The following is a 15,478-nucleotide window of genomic DNA, read 5'->3' as shown; positions in this document are numbered from 1 at the left end:
TCCTTTACGCAGGGACGTGCGATGCTTGTGCCCTGTTTGCGTTATTACAGGTATAGCGATACATGAAGGGTAAACGCATTGGACGCTTGTGGCTGGTGATACCGGCTTTGCTGGTGATCGTTATCGGCGCATTTTTCCTCTGGCGACATTTTCACGGACAGAACGCCGCGGATTCCTCGGCGACGGCCCAGCACCGCGCCGAAGGGTCCAATGCCTCCCGGCGCGCCGGCGCGCGCGGCGGTCGCCGCCCGGAAACGCTGTCGCCGGTGCAGGCCGCCACCGCCCAGGCCAAATCCGTACCCCGTTATCTCACCGGTCTGGGCACCGTCACCCCTGCCGGGACGGTTACCGTGCGCAGCCGCGTCGACGGCCAGCTGATGGCGCTGCACTTCGCCGAAGGCCAGTGGGTCAAGGCGGGAGATCTGCTGGCGGAAATCGACCCGCGCCCGTTCGCCGTGGCGCTGCAGCAGGCCCAGGGGCAATTGGCAAAAGACCAGGCTACGCTGGCCAACGCCCGGCAGGATATGGCGCGCTACCAGCAGTTGGTAAAAACCAACCTGGTTTCGCGCCAGCAGCTGGATACCCAGCAGTCTTTGGTGCGGGAAGCAGAAGGTACCCTGGCCGTCGATCGCAGCGCCGTCGCCAGCGCCGAACTGCAATTGACCTATAGCCGGATCACCGCGCCGATGGATGGCAAGGTCGGCCTGCGCCTGGTGGATGCGGGCAACTATATCAGCAGCGGCGACGCCACGGGCCTGGTGGTGTTGACCCAAACCCGGCCGATCGACGTGCTGTTCACCCTGCCGGAAAGCGATATTCCCAGCGTGATCGCCGCGCAAAAAAACGGCGCGATGCCGCTCATCGAGGTTTGGGATCGCACCAACAAACAAAAACTGACCGAAGGCAAACTGCTCAGCCTGGATAATCAGATTGACGCCGCCACCGGGACGGTGAAGCTCAAGGGGCGCTTTGATAATGCCGACGACAGCCTGTTCCCCAATCAGTTTGTGAATATCCGCATGAAAGTCGCTACCCTGCAAAATGCGGTGGTCATCCCGTCGGCCGCCGTGCAGATGAGCAATAACGGCCACTTCGTCTGGGTGCTGAACGATGAAAATCAGGTGAGCCAGCGTCGCATTACCACCGGCATGGAGGATAACCAGCTGGTGGTGGTGACCGCCGGCCTGCAGGCGGGGCAACGGGTCGTGACCGACGGTCTCGATCGCCTGACCGAAGGCGTCAAGGTGGAGGTGATCGCCCCGGCCGCCACCCAGCCCGCCGTCAGCGCCACTCCCCCGCGCCACGGGGAAAAATCCTGATGGAGGTGTTGCCACCCAGCCATAGCGGCGGCCCTTCCCGCCTGTTTATCCTGCGCCCGGTCGCCACCACGCTGCTGATGATCGCCATTCTGCTGGCTGGCATCATCGGCTATCGGACGCTGCCGGTTTCCGCATTGCCGGAGGTGGATTATCCCACCATCCAGGTGGTGACGCTTTACCCGGGCGCCAGCCCGGACGTCGTAACCTCGGCCATCACCGCGCCGCTGGAGCGGCAGTTTGGCCAAATGTCGGGGTTAAAACAGATGTCGTCGCAAAGCTCCGGCGGCGCCTCGGTCATCACGCTGCAATTTCAGCTCACGCTGGCGCTGGATGTGGCCGAGCAGGAAGTACAGGCTGCCATTAATAACGCCACAAACCTATTGCCCACCGACCTGCCCAATCCGCCGGTATATAGCAAGGTCAATCCGGCCGATCCGCCCATCATGACCCTGGCGGTCACGTCCACGTCGATGTCGATGATCCAGGTGGAAGACATGGTCGAAACCCGGGTCGCGCAGAAAATCTCCCAGGTCAGCGGCGTGGGGCTGGTATCCATTTCCGGCGGCCAGCGCCCGGCGGTGCGGGTGAAAATGAACGCCACCGCCCTGGCGGCCTATGGACTGGACAGCGAAACCGTGCGCACCGCCATCGCGGCGGCCAACGTGAATTCCGCCAAAGGTAGCCTGGATGGGCCGGAACGCTCCATTACCCTGTCGGCCAACGATCAGATGAAATCAGCCGACGATTACCGCCGGCTGATTATCAGTTGGCAAAACGGCGCGCCGGTACGGCTGGGGGATGTGGCCACCATCGAACAGGGCGCGGAAAACAATCGCCTGGGGGCCTGGGCCAACCGGCAGCCGGCGATCGTGATGAATATCCAGCGCCAGCCCGGCGCCAATGTCATTACCACCGCCGATAGCATTCGCGCCCTGCTGCCGTCGTTAACCGCCAGCCTGCCTAAATCGGTCTCCGTTTCACTGCTGGCCGATCGCACCACCAATATCCGCGCGTCGGTCAGCGATGTGCAGTTCGAACTGCTGTTATCCATTGCGCTGGTGGTGATGGTGATGTATCTGTTTTTGCGCAACGCCGCCGCTACCCTGATCCCGGCCATCGCCGTGCCGCTGTCCCTGGTGGGCACCTTCGCGGCCATGTATATGCTTGGCTTTTCCATCAATAACCTGACGCTGATGGCGCTGACCATCGCCACCGGCTTTGTGGTGGATGACGCCATCGTGGTGATCGAAAATATCTCCCGCTATATCGAGCAGGGGGAGAAGCCGCTGGCGGCGGCGCTCAAAGGTGCCGGCGAGATTGGTTTTACCATTATTTCACTTACCGTCTCGCTGATCGCGGTGCTGATCCCGCTGTTGTTCATGGGGGATATCGTCGGCCGGCTGTTTCGCGAATTCGCGGTGACGCTGGCCATCGCCATCCTGATCTCAGCGGTAGTATCGCTGACACTGACTCCGATGATGTGCGCGCGCATGCTGAGCTATGAATCACTGCGCCGGCAAAACCGCTTTACCCGCGCCAGCGAACGGATTTTTGAACGGGTCGTGGCCGGCTATGGCCGCTGGCTGGAAAAAGTGCTGCACCATCCCTGGCTGACGCTGGCGGTGGCCTTCAGCATGCTGGTGCTGACCGTGGTGCTGTATGTGGCCATCCCCAAGGGGTTTTTCCCCACCCAGGATAACAGCGTGATCCAAGGGACTCTGCAAGCCTCGCAAAGCGTATCGTTCAGCAACATGGCCCAGCGCCAGCAGGCAGTGCTGTCGGTGATCATGCGCGACCCGGCGGTGCAGAGCGTCTCGTCGCTGATTGGCGTGGACGGCACCAATGCCACGCTAAACAGCGGGCGGCTGCAGATCAACCTCAAACCCCTGGATCAGCGCAGCGACCGCATCGGGGTGGTCATCGATCGCCTGCAGCGGGCAACGGACGGGTTGAGCGGCGTGCGGCTTTATTTGCAGCCGGTGCAGGATTTGACCATTGATACCCAGCTCAGCCATACCCAATATCAATTTACTCTCCAGACCCTGTCGCTGGAGGATCTGAGCAAATGGGTGCCGCCGCTGCTCTCCCGTTTGCAAAGCCTGCCGCAGTTGCAGGACGTAAGCGGTGATTTGCAGGACCGCGGGCTGGAAGCCTATATCAAAGTGAACCGGGACAGCGCGAGCCGCCTGGGCATCAGCATGGCGGATGTGGATAACGCGCTGTACAACGCGTTCGGCCAGCGGTTGATCTCCACCATTTACACCCAGGCCAATCAATACCGGGTGGTATTGGAACAAGACAACGATGCGACGCCCGGCCTCGCGGCCCTGGCGAATATCCGCATCAAGGGCAGCAACGATAATATGGTGCCGCTCAGCGCCATCAGCAGCGTGGAGCAACGGCTGGGGTCGCTGTCGATCAATCACCAGGAACAGTTCCCGGCCGCCACCGTCTCGTTTAATCTGGCCCCCGGCTACTCCCTGGGCGAAGCGGTCTTCGCGATCACTCAGGCCGAACAGGCGCTGGAGCTGCCCGGTTCTATCACCACCCGTTTCCAGGGCAGCACGCTGGCCTTTCAATCGGCGCTGGACAGTACCGTCTGGCTGATAGTCGCGGCCATCGTGGCGGTCTATATCGTGCTGGGGGTGTTGTATGAAAGCTTTATCCATCCGGTCACCATCCTTTCCACGCTGCCCACCGCCGGGGTCGGCGCCCTGCTGGCGCTGATGATCTCCGGCCACGAACTGGACGTGATCGCCATCATCGGCATTATCCTGCTGATAGGCATCGTTAAAAAGAATGCCATCATGATGATCGACTTCGCGCTGGCCGCCGAGCGGGAAAAGGGCATGACGCCTTATGAGGCCATTTTCCAGGCGTGCCTGCTGCGCTTTCGGCCCATCCTGATGACCACGCTGGCCGCGCTGTTCGGCGCGCTGCCGCTGATGTTCAGTACCGGGGTGGGGGCCGAGCTGCGCCGGCCGCTGGGGATCTGCATGGTCGGTGGCCTGGTGGTCAGCCAAGTGCTGACGCTGTTTACCACCCCGGTGATTTATCTGCTCTTCGACCGGCTCTCCCGCTACCGCCGTCCGCTCGCCGATAAGCCGGAGCCGACATGAAATTCTTCGCCCTGTTTATCTACCGCCCGGTGGCCACGCTGCTGCTGACCCTGGCGATTGCGCTATGCGGGGTCATTGGTTTTCGCCTGCTGCCGGTGGCGCCGCTGCCGCAGGTGGATTTTCCTGTGCTGATGGTGACCGCGTCCCTGCCCGGCGCGTCCCCCGAAACCATGGCATCGTCGGTGGCTACCCCGCTGGAGCGGGCGCTGGGCCATGTCGCCGGGGTCAACGAGATGACGTCCAGCAGCAGCCTGGGCAGCACGCGGATTATTCTGCAATTTGACTTTGACCGCGATATCAACGGCGCGGCGCGCGACGTGCAGGCCGCGCTGAACGCCGCGCAAAGCCTGCTGCCCAGCGGCATGCCCAACCGGCCGCAGTACCGCAAGGTCAATCCCTCCGATGCGCCCATCATGATCCTGACCATGACCTCGGATACCTATAGCCAGGGCCAGCTCTACGATATCGCCTCCACCCAGCTGGCGCAGACGATTTCACAAATGGACGGCGTCGGCAACGTTACGGTGGGCGGCGGGTCGCTGCCCGCCGTGCGGGTGGAACTCAATCCCCAGGCGCTGTTCAATCAGGGCGTCTCGCTGGACGAAGTGCGCGAGGCCATCGGCCAGGCCAATGTGCGCCGCCCCCAGGGGGCGCTGGAAGACCCGCTGTCGCGCTGGCAAATTCGCACCAATGACGCGCTGCACAGCGCCGCGGAATACCAGCCGCTGATCGTGCATTACCAAAACGGCGGCGCGGTGCGCCTGGGGGATGTCGCCACGGTGCGCGATTCGGTGCAGGATGTGCGCAACGCCGGCATGTCCGGCACCAAGCCGGCGATCCTGATCGTGATTTTCCGCTCGCCGGACGCCAATATCATCTCCACGGTGCAAAGCGTCCGCGCGGCCATCCCGTCCCTGCGCGCCAGCATCCCCGCCGGGATCGAGATGACCGTCGCCCAGGATCGTTCGCCGACCATTCGCGCCTCGCTGGACGAAGTGGAGCAATCGCTGGTGATTGCGGTGGCGCTGGTGATCCTGGTGGTGCTGCTGTTTTTACGCTCCTGGCGCGCCACCCTGATCCCCGCGCTGGCGGTGCCGGTATCATTAATCGGCACCTTCGCCGCCATGTACCTGTGCGGTTTCAGCCTGAATAATATTTCCCTGATGGCGCTGACCATTGCCACCGGTTTCGTGGTGGATGACGCCATCGTGGTGGTGGAAAATATCGCCCGCCATGTGGAAACCGGCATGCAGCCCCTGGCGGCGGCCCTGCTGGGAGTGAGGGAAGTGGGCTTTACCGTGTTGTCCATGAGCCTGTCCCTGGTGGCGGTATTTATTCCGCTGCTGTTGATGAGCGGCCTGCCCGGCCGGCTGTTCCGGGAGTTCGCCGTGACGCTGTCGGTGGCCATCATGATCTCGCTGGTGATTTCTCTGACGCTCACGCCCATGCTTTGCGCCCGGCTATTGCAGGGGACGTCGGCGCGCCCGCCCCGCCGTCCCGATCGTTTTAACGCTTTTATGACCAGGGTACAGCAGGGTTATGCCCGCTCGCTGCTTTGGGTATTGCACCATGCCCGCTGGGTGCTGGTGCTGTTTCTGGCTACGCTGGCCCTGAACGTGTGGTTATATATCGCCATCCCCAAGACGCTGATGCCGGAACAGGACACCGGCCGGTTGCTGGGCTTTATCCAGGCCGACCAGAGCATTTCTTTCCAGGCGATGCGCGGCAAGCTGCAGGATTTTATGCGGATCGTGGGCGAGGACCCGGCGGTGGATAATGTCACCGGTTATACCGGCGGATCGCGCACCAATTCCGGGTCGATGTATATCTCCCTGAAACCGCTGTCCGAACGCAAGGCCAGCGCGCAGGATATTATCGTCCGCCTGCGCGCCAAGCTGGCGCAGGAACCCGGCGCCGATCTGTTTTTAATGGCGGTGCAGGATATCCGGGTCGGCGGGCGGCAGTCCAATGCCAGTTATCAATATAGCCTGCTGGCGGACGATTTAACCGCCCTGCGCACCTGGGAACCCAAAATCCGCCTGGCGCTGGCGGCGCTGCCCGAACTGGCCGATGTCAACTCCGATCAGCAGGATAAAGGCTCGGAACTGGGCCTGCTGTATAACCGCGATGTGCTGGCCCGGCTGGGCCTGTCGGTATCCGACGTCAATAACCTGTTGAATAACGCTTTCGGCCAACGGCAGATCTCCACGATTTACCAACCGCTCAATCAATACAAAGTGGTGATGGAAGTGGCGCCGGCCTACACCCAGGACCCGAGCGCACTGGACCAGATGTTCTTGATTAACAGCAGCGGTCAACCGATCCCCCTATCGTCGTTCGCCAGTTGGCAACCGGCCAACGCCCCGCTGTCGGTCAATCACGAAGGGCTGTCCGCGTCGTCGACCATTTCCTTCAACCTGCCGGAGGGCGTGGCCCTGTCCACCGCCTCGCAGGCTATTGAACGGGCCATGACCAGCCTGGGCGTCCCCTCCGATGTGCGCGGCAGTTTTGCCGGCACAGCCAAGGTGTTCCAGCAAACCCAGCAATCCCAGTTGCTGTTAATGGTGGCGGCCATCGCGACGGTCTATATCGTGCTGGGCATTTTATATGAGAGCTATATCCACCCGCTGACCATTTTATCCACCCTGCCCTCGGCGGGCATCGGCGCGCTGCTGGCGCTGGAGTTGTTCAGCGCCCCGTTCAGCCTGATTGCCATGATCGGCATTTTGCTGCTGATCGGTATTGTAAAAAAGAATGCGATCATGATGGTGGATTTTGCCCTTACCGCCCAGCGGCAAAGCGGCATCAGCGCCTTTGACGCCATTTTCCAGGCGTGCCAGCTGCGTTTCCGGCCGATTATCATGACCACCCTGGCCGCGCTGTTCGGCGCGCTGCCGCTGGTATTAAGCAGCGGCGACGGCGCCGAAATGCGCCAGCCTTTGGGCATCACCATCGTCGGCGGCCTGGTGGTCAGCCAATTGATGACGCTCTACACTACGCCGGTGATTTATCTGTTTTTCGATAAATTGCGAATTAAACCCCGTGCGGGCCACGGACCGGCTTTCGCCCGTTCACAAGAGTAAGCACCATGCGCTGGCACCCTTTTCATCATGATTCCGCATCCACCTCGCCCCCGCCGTCCGCCTCTGTGCATTGGCAACTGTGGACGGTGGCCTTTGGCTTTTTCATGCAGACGCTGGACACCACCATCGTCAATACCGCCCTGCCCTCCATGGCCCAAAGCCTGGGCACCAGCCCGCTGCACATGCATTCGGTGATCGTTTCTTATGTACTGACCGTGGCGGTGATGCTGCCGGCCAGCGGCTGGCTGGCGGATCGCTTCGGGGTCAAGAAAGTGTTTTTCACCGCCATTGTCTTGTTTACCCTCGGATCGCTGCTGTGCGCGCGGGCCGAAACGCTGCATGAACTGGTATTATCGCGGGTGGTCCAGGGCATCGGCGGCGCGATGATGGTGCCGGTGGGCCGCCTGACGGTGATGAAAATCGTTCCCCGCTCGCAATATATGGCGGCGATGGCGTTTGTGACCATGCCCGGCCAGATAGGCCCCCTGGTCGGCCCGGCGCTGGGCGGTTTTTTGGTGGAGTACGCCAGCTGGCACTGGATTTTCCTGATTAATTTGCCGGTGGGCGCGGTCGGGGCCCTGATTACCTGGCTGCTGATGCCGAACTACACCATGCAGACCCGGCGGTTTGATATTAGCGGATTTTTCCTGCTGGCGGTGGGCATGGCCACCCTGACGCTGGCGCTGGACGGGCATAAAGGCCTGAACCTGGCGCCGGTTTATGTGGCGTTATTGATCCTGGCCGGACTGCTGGCGCTGTTGGGCTATTGGCTGCACGCGCGGGGCAGCGACAGCGCGCTGTTCAACCTGCGGCTGTTTGATACGCCCACCTTCTCCATCGGTTTAGTGGGCAGCCTGCTGGGGCGGATCGGCAGCGGCATGCTGCCGTTTATGACGCCGCTGTTTCTACAATTGGGCCTGGGCTACACGCCGTTCCACGCCGGGTTGATGATGATCCCGATGGTGATCGGCAGCATGGGCACCAAACGCATCATCGTACAGTTGGTCAATCGCGCCGGTTACCGCAATGTCCTGACCTGGGCGACGCTGGGGCTGGCGCTGATAAGCCTGGTGTTTCCCCTGGTGGCGCTGGCGGGCTGGACATACGCCATCCCGGTGGTGCTGTTTTTCCAGGGCGTGGTCAACGCCATGCGCTTTACCTCCATGAATACCCTGACCCTCAAGGACTTGCCCGACGATCTGGCCAGCGGCGGCAACAGCCTGCTGTCGATGGTCATGCAGTTATCGATGAGCCTGGGGGTGACCACCGTGGGCATCCTGCTCGGCCTGTTTGCCGCCGCCACGGGCCCGCTGGCGTCCGGAACCTTGCACGGCGTATTTATCCCGACCTATTTATGTATGGCGGTGGTGATCGCCCTGCCTGCGCTGGTGTTTATGCGGGTGCCGCCGGATACCACGCAAAATGGGTTATTGACGCAACGCGACCCGGACGGGCACTAAGCCATGATGAAATTCGGCATTACCGCTAAACTTTTTCTCGCCATTTTCGCCACCTGCATGCTGGTGGTGATAACCATGCATTGGGGCGTGCGGATCAGTTTCGAACGCGGGTTCATCGATTATATCAAGCGCAGCAATAATCAGCGCATCGAGCTGCTAAGCAACGCGCTGGCCGAACAATACCAGCTCCACGGGGACTGGCATTTCCTGCGCAACAACGATCGGTTTGTCTATCAGCTGCTGCGCTCATTTGAACAAAACCCGGATGAAGGGCGCAAGAATCTGCCGCCCCACGGCTTTCGCACCCAAATCTGGGTGGTGGACGCCATGCGGCAACGGCTGGTGGGCCCGAGCGGACCGCTGCCCAATGAAGGTCCGCGCCGGGCCATCAAGGTTAACGGCGACGTGGTCGGCTGGGTGGTCTCGACCCCGGTGGAACGCCTGACGCGTGACGCGGATATCAGCTTCGACGCGCAGCAGCGCCGCACCAGCTGGCTGATCGTCGCGCTGGCGGGGCTGCTGGCGGCGGCGGTGACCTGGCTTACCGCCCGCGGCCTGCTGGCGCCGGTTAAACGCCTGGTCAACGGCACCCATCAATTGGCCACCGGCAATTTTTCCACCCGGGTGGTGACCGGCACCCAGGACGAACTGGGCCGGCTGGCGAAAGATTTTAACCAGCTCGCCATGTCACTGGAAAAAAACGACGCCATGCGCCGGGAGTTCATGGCCGATATCTCCCACGAGTTGCGTACGCCGCTGACCATATTACGCGGCGAACTGGAAGCGTTGCAGGACGGGGTGCGGCAACCCACCGCAGGCTCCTTGTCATCGCTCCAGGCGGAAGTCGCCATACTGACCAAGCTGGTGGATGATTTACATCAGCTTTCGCTGTCCGATTCAGGCGCCCTGGCATATCGCAAAGACCGGGTGGACGCCATTCATCTGCTGGACATCGCGGTGGCGTCGTTTGGCGCGCGCTTTAGGCTTAAGGGGCTGGAGATTACCCAATCCCTGCCCGGCAAGGCGTGGGTATTCGGCGACCCGGATCGCCTAACCCAGCTGTTTTTGAACTTGCTGGAAAACAACCTGCGTTATACCGATGCCCCGGGGCGGGTTATTATTGATGGCGAAATCCAGGCCGATAGCCTGATGCTGCGCTGGCAGGACAGCGCGCCGGGAGTGGACGACCCGCAGCTCACGCAGATTTTTGAACGGTTTTACCGCACCGAGGGATCGCGGAATCGGGCCAGCGGCGGCTCGGGGCTGGGCCTGCCGATTTGCCAAAATATCGTGGAAGCCCATGGCGGACACATCTGCGCCGCGCATTCGCCTTTAGGCGGACTGCAAATAACGGTACAATTACCGCTGGATTCCCAGGCACCCAGAATGATATGAGCGAATATGATGCAGCGCCGTTAACTATCCTGATCGTCGAGGATGAACCCAAACTTGGACAGCTATTGGTGGATTACCTCCAGGCGGCGGATTACCGCACCCATTGGCTGACCCGCGGCGACGAAGTGGCCGACTACCTGCTTAAAACCCCGGCCGCGCTGGTATTGCTGGATTTAATGCTGCCAGGGCGCGACGGCCTGTCGGTTTGCCGGGATATCCGCCGTTTTTCCGATGTGCCCATCATCATGATGACCGCCAAAACCGAGGAGATCGACCGCCTGCTCGGGCTTGAAATCGGCGCGGACGATTATATCTGCAAACCTTACAGTCCGCGGGAAGTGGTCGCCAGGGTCAAGGCCATTATGCGCCGCTGCTACCGCCCAGCGGTGTCGATGCCGGTGCATAGCCCGTTGAAAATCGATGAAAACCGGTTCAAGGCCAGTTATCGCGATCTGCCCCTGGATTTGACCCCGGCCGAGTTCCGGCTGCTGAAAATTTTGGCCTGCGCTCCCGGCCAGGTCTTCTCGCGCGAAGCCCTGCTCAATCAACTCTATGATGACTATCGCGTCGTCACCGATCGCACTATCGACAGCCATATTAAAAACCTGCGCCGCAAGCTGGAGAACCTGGCGGACGACGTGGTATTTATCCGCGCCGTTTACGGCATGGGCTACCGCTGGGAAGCGGAACCCGGCGATTTAGCTTAACCGTTTTAGCCACGGTGACAAAATCCATAGGTCTCCTATACTTTCTGGAGCGCGTAGGCGCGATCTGAAAGGAGGAGCCATCCCATGGCAACCGTGCATTATGAGCTGGAAAAAGTGAGAAACGGACATTTTATCTTTAAACTCAAGGGAGTGAATGGTGAAATCATTCTAGCCAGCGCCACGTTTTGCAGCAAAGCGTCAGCGGAGAATGCCATCAATTTCGCCCGTTATAACGCCCCTGATGAAAATAATTACGAGTTGAAGCACAGCGGTAACAATCAGCCCTACTTTATTTTGCGGGGCAAAAACTACCAAGTCCTTGGGCAAAGCGGCCCGTATCAGTCCGAAACCGCCGCTAAACGAGGGATTAAAGCCGCGATGGAATGCGCCGCAACGCAAGAGATCATGGATTTAACGGTCTGATGTCTGCCATTTCGCCGGTCGCGCCAAGGCCGTGCCGGCGAAATAACTAAACCCTGTTTTTTGTCGGTTTTTGCTGATTTTTTCCGCTTCAAGGTCTAAAATCCCGTCCTTCGCTGCCACCACCCCGGCAGACTGACCTGACATCAGACGAGATTTATCATGCTTACTCCGGAACTGCTTTCCCCCGCCGGTTCGTTAAAAAACATGCGTTACGCGTTCGCCTACGGCGCCGATGCGGTATACGCCGGCCAACCGCGCTACAGCCTGCGGGTGCGCAATAATGAATTCAACCATGAAAACCTGGCCTTGGGGATTAACGAAGCCCATCAATTCGGGAAAAAATTCTATGTGGTGGTGAATATCGCCCCGCACAATGCCAAATTAAAAACCTTTCTGCGTGACCTCCAGCCGGTGATTGAGATGGGTCCCGATGCGCTGATCATGTCCGATCCCGGGCTGATCATGCTGGTGCGCCAGGCCTTTCCGTCCATGCCCATCCACCTGTCGGTGCAAGCCAACGCGGTCAACTGGGCCACGGTGAAATTCTGGCAGCAGGCCGGGCTGACCCGCGTCATCCTCTCCCGCGAGCTGTCCCTGGAAGAAATTACCGAAATCCGCCAGCAGGTTCCGGACATCGAGCTGGAAGTTTTTGTCCACGGCGCGCTGTGCATGGCTTACTCCGGCCGCTGCCTGCTCTCCGGCTACCTGAACAAGCGCGACCCGAACCAGGGCGCCTGCACCAACGCCTGCCGCTGGGAATATAAAGTGCAAGCAGGCAAAGAAGACGAGATAGGTAATATCGTGCACCGGCATGAACCCATCGCCGTGACCACCGTTGAGCCTACCCTTGGCATCGGCGCGCCCACCAATCAGGTCTTTATGCTGGAAGAAGCCCAGCGTCCCGGCGAATATATGACCGCGTTTGAAGATGAACACGGCACCTATATTATGAATTCCAAAGACCTGCGGGCCATCGCTCACGTCGGCCGCCTGACCCAGATGGGCGTCCATTCGCTGAAAATCGAAGGACGCACCAAATCCTTTTATTATTGCGCGCGCACCGCCCAGGTCTATCGCCAGGCCATTGACGACGCGGTGGCGGGCAAACCCTTTAATACGGCGCTGCTTACCACGCTGGAAGGATTGGCGCACCGCGGTTATACCGAAGGCTTCCTGCGCCGCCATGTCCACGAAGATCAGCAGAACTACGAAGTCGGTTATTCCGTTTCCGATACCCAGCAGTTTGTCGGTGAATTTACCGGCGAACGACGCGACGGGTTGGCGGAAGTGGAGGTGAAAAATAAGTTCTCCCTGGGGGACAGCGTCGAGCTGATGACCCCGGAAGGCAATATCAGTTTTATCCTGGAGCGGATAGTCACGAAAAAAGGCGCGGACGCGGACGTTGCGCCGGGCAATGGCCACACGGTCTATCTGCCGATTCCAGAGGCGATTGACCTGAGGTTCGCGCTGCTGATGCGCAACTTATCCGACGCTACGACCCGCAATCCGCACGGTAAGATGGTCGCGGGAGTCAGCGCGGGTTAACCGCTTTGCCAAACGGCAGCCGGGCCAATAACATTTGGAAATATAAGCTGGAAATTAGAATCGGGTCACACAACGTTTAAGCGGCACGGCGTATGATGCGCTTGCTGAATCAAAACACAAAACAATGACCCAGCTTCACCAGGAACCACCTCTTTCGCCAGCTCATCCTCCCTTGAGCTGGCTTTTTATTGGGCGCGGTTTTGCCTCCCATCACGGCCGCTTCTCCCGGCAAATGATAAACCCCGTCTACCCCACGACTTTCCCATTTTGGGATATAGTATCTATGCTATATGACCGCGGGGGCGAGGCACTATGGTAACTCGCGGGCATGGATCACATCGTTTTATCATCCCAAGGGAAAGCATTAATGGAATCAGCCATGTCAGCCAGACCCGCGTCCTTGCTTATCGTAAACGGTAAAAGCGCCGGTAATGAACAGCTCAGGCTAGCGGTAGATCAATACCGCGAATCCGGTTATCCCATCCATGTGCGCGTAACATGGGAGCATGGCGATGCGCTGCGTTATGTCCAGGAAGCCGTCAGGCTGGAGGTGGATACCGTGATCGCCGGCGGGGGCGACGGCACCATTAACGAAATTGCCGGCGCGCTGGCGCTGTTGCCGGCTCACCGCCGTCCCTGCCTGGGCATCCTGCCGCTGGGCACCGCCAACGATTTTGCCCTGAGCTGCGCCATCCCCGAAGAACTGGATAAAGCGCTGCTGCTGGCCATTGTGGGTAAAGCCGCCGATATTGATATCGCCCAGGTGAATAACGACCGTTATTTTATCAATATGGCCACCGGCGGTTTTGGCACCCGCATTACGTCCGAAACGCCGGCCAAGCTGAAATCCGCCCTGGGCGGCGCGTCCTATTTTATTCACGGCTTATTGCGCATGGATACCCTGAAAGCCGACAGTTGCGAAATTCATGGACCTGATTTTAATTGGGCGGGCGACGCGCTGGTGATAGGGATCGGCAATGGCCGCCAGGCCGGGGGCGGCCAGGCGCTGTGTCCGGACGCGTTGATTAACGACGGCCTGCTGCAACTGCGTATTTTTGCGTCCGAGGCATTATTGCCGATATTGCTTAATAGCCTGACCAGCGATGAGCAAAATCCCCATGTGGTATCCGCATCCCTGCCCTGGCTGGAAATCGTCTCGCCCCATGAAGTCACATTTAACCTGGACGGCGAGCCGCTGAAAGGCAAAAAATTCCTGATTAAGGTATTACCCGCGGCGCTGGCCTGCCGGTTGCCGCCCATTTGTCCGCTGCTGGGCTAAGACGGTGGCCGCGGCCACCGGGGGAAGCGCCGTCAGGCGATAGTGATGCTTTTATCCAGATAGACATCCTGCACAGCGTTAATCAGCGCGACGCCGTCTTTCATCGAACGTTTAAACGCCTTGCGTCCCATGATCATACCCATGCCGCCGGCCCGCTTATTGATCACCGCCGTGCGTATGGATTCGGCCAGATCCGTGGCGCCAACCGACGCGCCGCCTGAATTAATCAATCCGGCTCGTCCCATATAGCAGTTGGCCAACTGATAACGCACCAGATCGATGGGGTTGTCGGAAGTCAAGGTGCTATAAACCCGCTCATCGGTATAACCAAAATTAATCGCCTGGTATCCGCCATTATTTTCGGCCATTTTCTGCTTGACGATATCGGCGCCAATGGTGGCGGCAAGATGATTGGCCTGGCCGGTCAAATCGGCGCTGGAGTGATAGTCCACCCCGTCTTTCTTAAACGCCGGATTACGCAAATAGGCCCACAGCACCGTCACCAGGCCTAACTCATGGGCACGGGCAAAAGCCGCGGAGACTTCTTCGATTTGGCGGCGGGACTGCTCCGAACCAAAATAAATGGTGGCTCCGATAGCCACCGCCCCCAGGTCAAAGGCCTGGTCAACGCTGGCGTACAGCGTTTGGTCGTACTGGGTCGGGTAGCTCAGGGTTTCGTTATGGTTGATTTTCACCAGAAACGGAATACGGTGCGCATAACGCCGGGCTACCGCCGCCAGAGCGCCATAGGTGGAGGCGACGCAATTACAGCCGGCTTCCAGCGCCAGTTCGACGATATTCTTCGGATCAAAATACTGCGGATTAGCGGCAAACGACGCCCCGGCCGAATGCTCTACCCCCTGATCCACCGGCAGGATGGACAGATAACCGGTGCCGCCCAGGCGGCCGGTATTGAACAGCGTTTGCATATTGCGCAGCACTACCGGCGAGCGGGCATTGTCGATCATTACACGATCAACATAATCACTGCCCGGCAGGCAGAGGTGTCCGGCGGGAATGGTGGTACAGCGGTGTTCCAGCAGGGCAGCTGCGTCTTTACCCAGCAAGGATGTTATATCGGTCATGCGAGCCTCCTTTAATCGATACCAGGGTGCGGCATAAAACTGTCGACCAGAAATAACAGGGCA

General features: G+C 59.8%; 11 protein-coding genes. 9 read left to right on the top strand and 2 right to left on the bottom strand.

The annotated features are described in order from the left end of the window. Positions 1 to 62: 62 nt before the first annotated feature. The 7 genes from ACL2XP_RS05695 to ACL2XP_RS05665 all read left to right on the top strand — a co-directional run bounded on the left by ACL2XP_RS05695 (position 63) and on the right by ACL2XP_RS05665 (position 11,506). Complete coding sequence (locus tag ACL2XP_RS05695; RefSeq protein WP_413737595.1) at positions 63 to 1,319, top strand: MdtA/MuxA family multidrug efflux RND transporter periplasmic adaptor subunit; 1,257 nt, start codon at positions 63 to 65, stop codon at positions 1,317 to 1,319. After that, positions 1,319 to 4,438, top strand: a complete 3,120-nt coding sequence (locus ACL2XP_RS05690) for an MdtB/MuxB family multidrug efflux RND transporter permease subunit (protein WP_413737594.1) — start codon at positions 1,319 to 1,321, stop codon at positions 4,436 to 4,438. Before ACL2XP_RS05695 ends, ACL2XP_RS05690 begins: the two co-directional genes overlap by 1 nt. Next, complete coding sequence (gene mdtC, locus ACL2XP_RS05685; RefSeq protein ID WP_413737593.1) at positions 4,435 to 7,521, top strand: multidrug efflux RND transporter permease subunit MdtC; 3,087 nt, start codon at positions 4,435 to 4,437, stop codon at positions 7,519 to 7,521. The genes ACL2XP_RS05690 and mdtC overlap by 4 nt, the downstream gene beginning before the upstream one ends. Positions 7,522 to 7,526: 5 nt before the next feature. Next, complete coding sequence (gene mdtD / locus ACL2XP_RS05680) at positions 7,527 to 8,981, top strand: multidrug transporter subunit MdtD (RefSeq protein ID WP_413737592.1); 1,455 nt, start codon at positions 7,527 to 7,529, stop codon at positions 8,979 to 8,981. Positions 8,982 to 8,987: 6 nt separating this feature from the next. Next, complete coding sequence (gene baeS, locus ACL2XP_RS05675) at positions 8,988 to 10,376, top strand: two-component system sensor histidine kinase BaeS (protein ID WP_413739093.1); 1,389 nt, start codon at positions 8,988 to 8,990, stop codon at positions 10,374 to 10,376. Beyond that, positions 10,373 to 11,083 carry a two-component system response regulator BaeR gene (baeR, locus tag ACL2XP_RS05670; protein WP_413737591.1) on the top strand — a complete coding sequence of 237 codons (711 nt, stop codon included), beginning with the start codon at positions 10,373 to 10,375 and terminating at the stop codon, positions 11,081 to 11,083. The genes baeS and baeR overlap by 4 nt, the downstream gene beginning before the upstream one ends. An 84-nt stretch (positions 11,084 to 11,167) precedes the next feature. Next, positions 11,168 to 11,506, top strand: a complete 339-nt coding sequence (locus ACL2XP_RS05665) for a YegP family protein (protein ID WP_413737590.1) — start codon at positions 11,168 to 11,170, stop codon at positions 11,504 to 11,506. Here the strand turns inward: ACL2XP_RS05665 and ACL2XP_RS05660 are convergent. Continuing rightward, positions 11,495 to 11,650, bottom strand: a complete 156-nt coding sequence (locus ACL2XP_RS05660; RefSeq protein WP_413737589.1) for a hypothetical protein — start codon at positions 11,648 to 11,650, stop codon at positions 11,495 to 11,497. The genes ACL2XP_RS05665 and ACL2XP_RS05660 overlap by 12 nt on opposite strands. A gap of 15 nt (positions 11,651 to 11,665) precedes the next feature. On the opposite strand from ACL2XP_RS05660, the gene yegQ reads away from it, so the two are divergent. Together yegQ and yegS are read left to right on the top strand one after the other, a co-directional pair. Then, the gene (gene yegQ / locus ACL2XP_RS05655; RefSeq protein ID WP_413737588.1) at positions 11,666 to 13,051 is read left to right on the top strand and encodes a tRNA 5-hydroxyuridine modification protein YegQ; all 1,386 of its coding nucleotides are present in this window, start codon (positions 11,666 to 11,668) and stop codon (positions 13,049 to 13,051) included. Positions 13,052 to 13,430: 379 nt separating this feature from the next. Further along, positions 13,431 to 14,330: a lipid kinase YegS gene (gene yegS, locus ACL2XP_RS05650; protein WP_413737587.1), complete on the top strand. Its 900-nt coding sequence runs from the start codon at positions 13,431 to 13,433 to the stop codon at positions 14,328 to 14,330. A gap of 32 nt (positions 14,331 to 14,362) precedes the next feature. Here the strand turns inward: yegS and fbaB are convergent, their stop codons facing one another. After that, on the bottom strand, positions 14,363 to 15,415 hold the full coding sequence (gene fbaB / locus ACL2XP_RS05645; protein WP_413737586.1) for a class I fructose-bisphosphate aldolase: 1,053 nt from the start codon (positions 15,413 to 15,415) through the stop codon (positions 14,363 to 14,365). Positions 15,416 to 15,478 lie beyond the last annotated feature (63 nt).

The organism is Sodalis sp. RH21, assembly GCF_047324175.1.
Taxonomy (GTDB): Bacteria; Pseudomonadota; Gammaproteobacteria; order Enterobacterales; family Enterobacteriaceae; genus Acerihabitans.
This window is presented reverse-complemented; position numbering and strand designations above follow the sequence as displayed.

Coding starts and splice junctions, on each gene's coding strand:
- ACL2XP_RS05695 (WP_413737595.1), top strand. CDS start 63: ATGAAGGGTAAACGCATTGGACGCTTGTGGCTGGTGATACCGGCTTTG.
- ACL2XP_RS05665 (WP_413737590.1), top strand. CDS start 11,168: ATGGCAACCGTGCATTATGAGCTGGAAAAAGTGAGAAACGGACATTTT.
- yegQ (WP_413737588.1), top strand. CDS start 11,666: ATGCTTACTCCGGAACTGCTTTCCCCCGCCGGTTCGTTAAAAAACATG.
- baeR (WP_413737591.1), top strand. CDS start 10,373: ATGAGCGAATATGATGCAGCGCCGTTAACTATCCTGATCGTCGAGGAT.
- ACL2XP_RS05690 (WP_413737594.1), top strand. CDS start 1,319: ATGGAGGTGTTGCCACCCAGCCATAGCGGCGGCCCTTCCCGCCTGTTT.
- mdtD (WP_413737592.1), top strand. CDS start 7,527: ATGCGCTGGCACCCTTTTCATCATGATTCCGCATCCACCTCGCCCCCG.
- ACL2XP_RS05660 (WP_413737589.1), bottom strand. CDS start 11,650: ATGTCAGGTCAGTCTGCCGGGGTGGTGGCAGCGAAGGACGGGATTTTA.
- baeS (WP_413739093.1), top strand. CDS start 8,988: ATGAAATTCGGCATTACCGCTAAACTTTTTCTCGCCATTTTCGCCACC.
- mdtC (WP_413737593.1), top strand. CDS start 4,435: ATGAAATTCTTCGCCCTGTTTATCTACCGCCCGGTGGCCACGCTGCTG.
- fbaB (WP_413737586.1), bottom strand. CDS start 15,415: ATGACCGATATAACATCCTTGCTGGGTAAAGACGCAGCTGCCCTGCTG.
- yegS (WP_413737587.1), top strand. CDS start 13,431: ATGTCAGCCAGACCCGCGTCCTTGCTTATCGTAAACGGTAAAAGCGCC.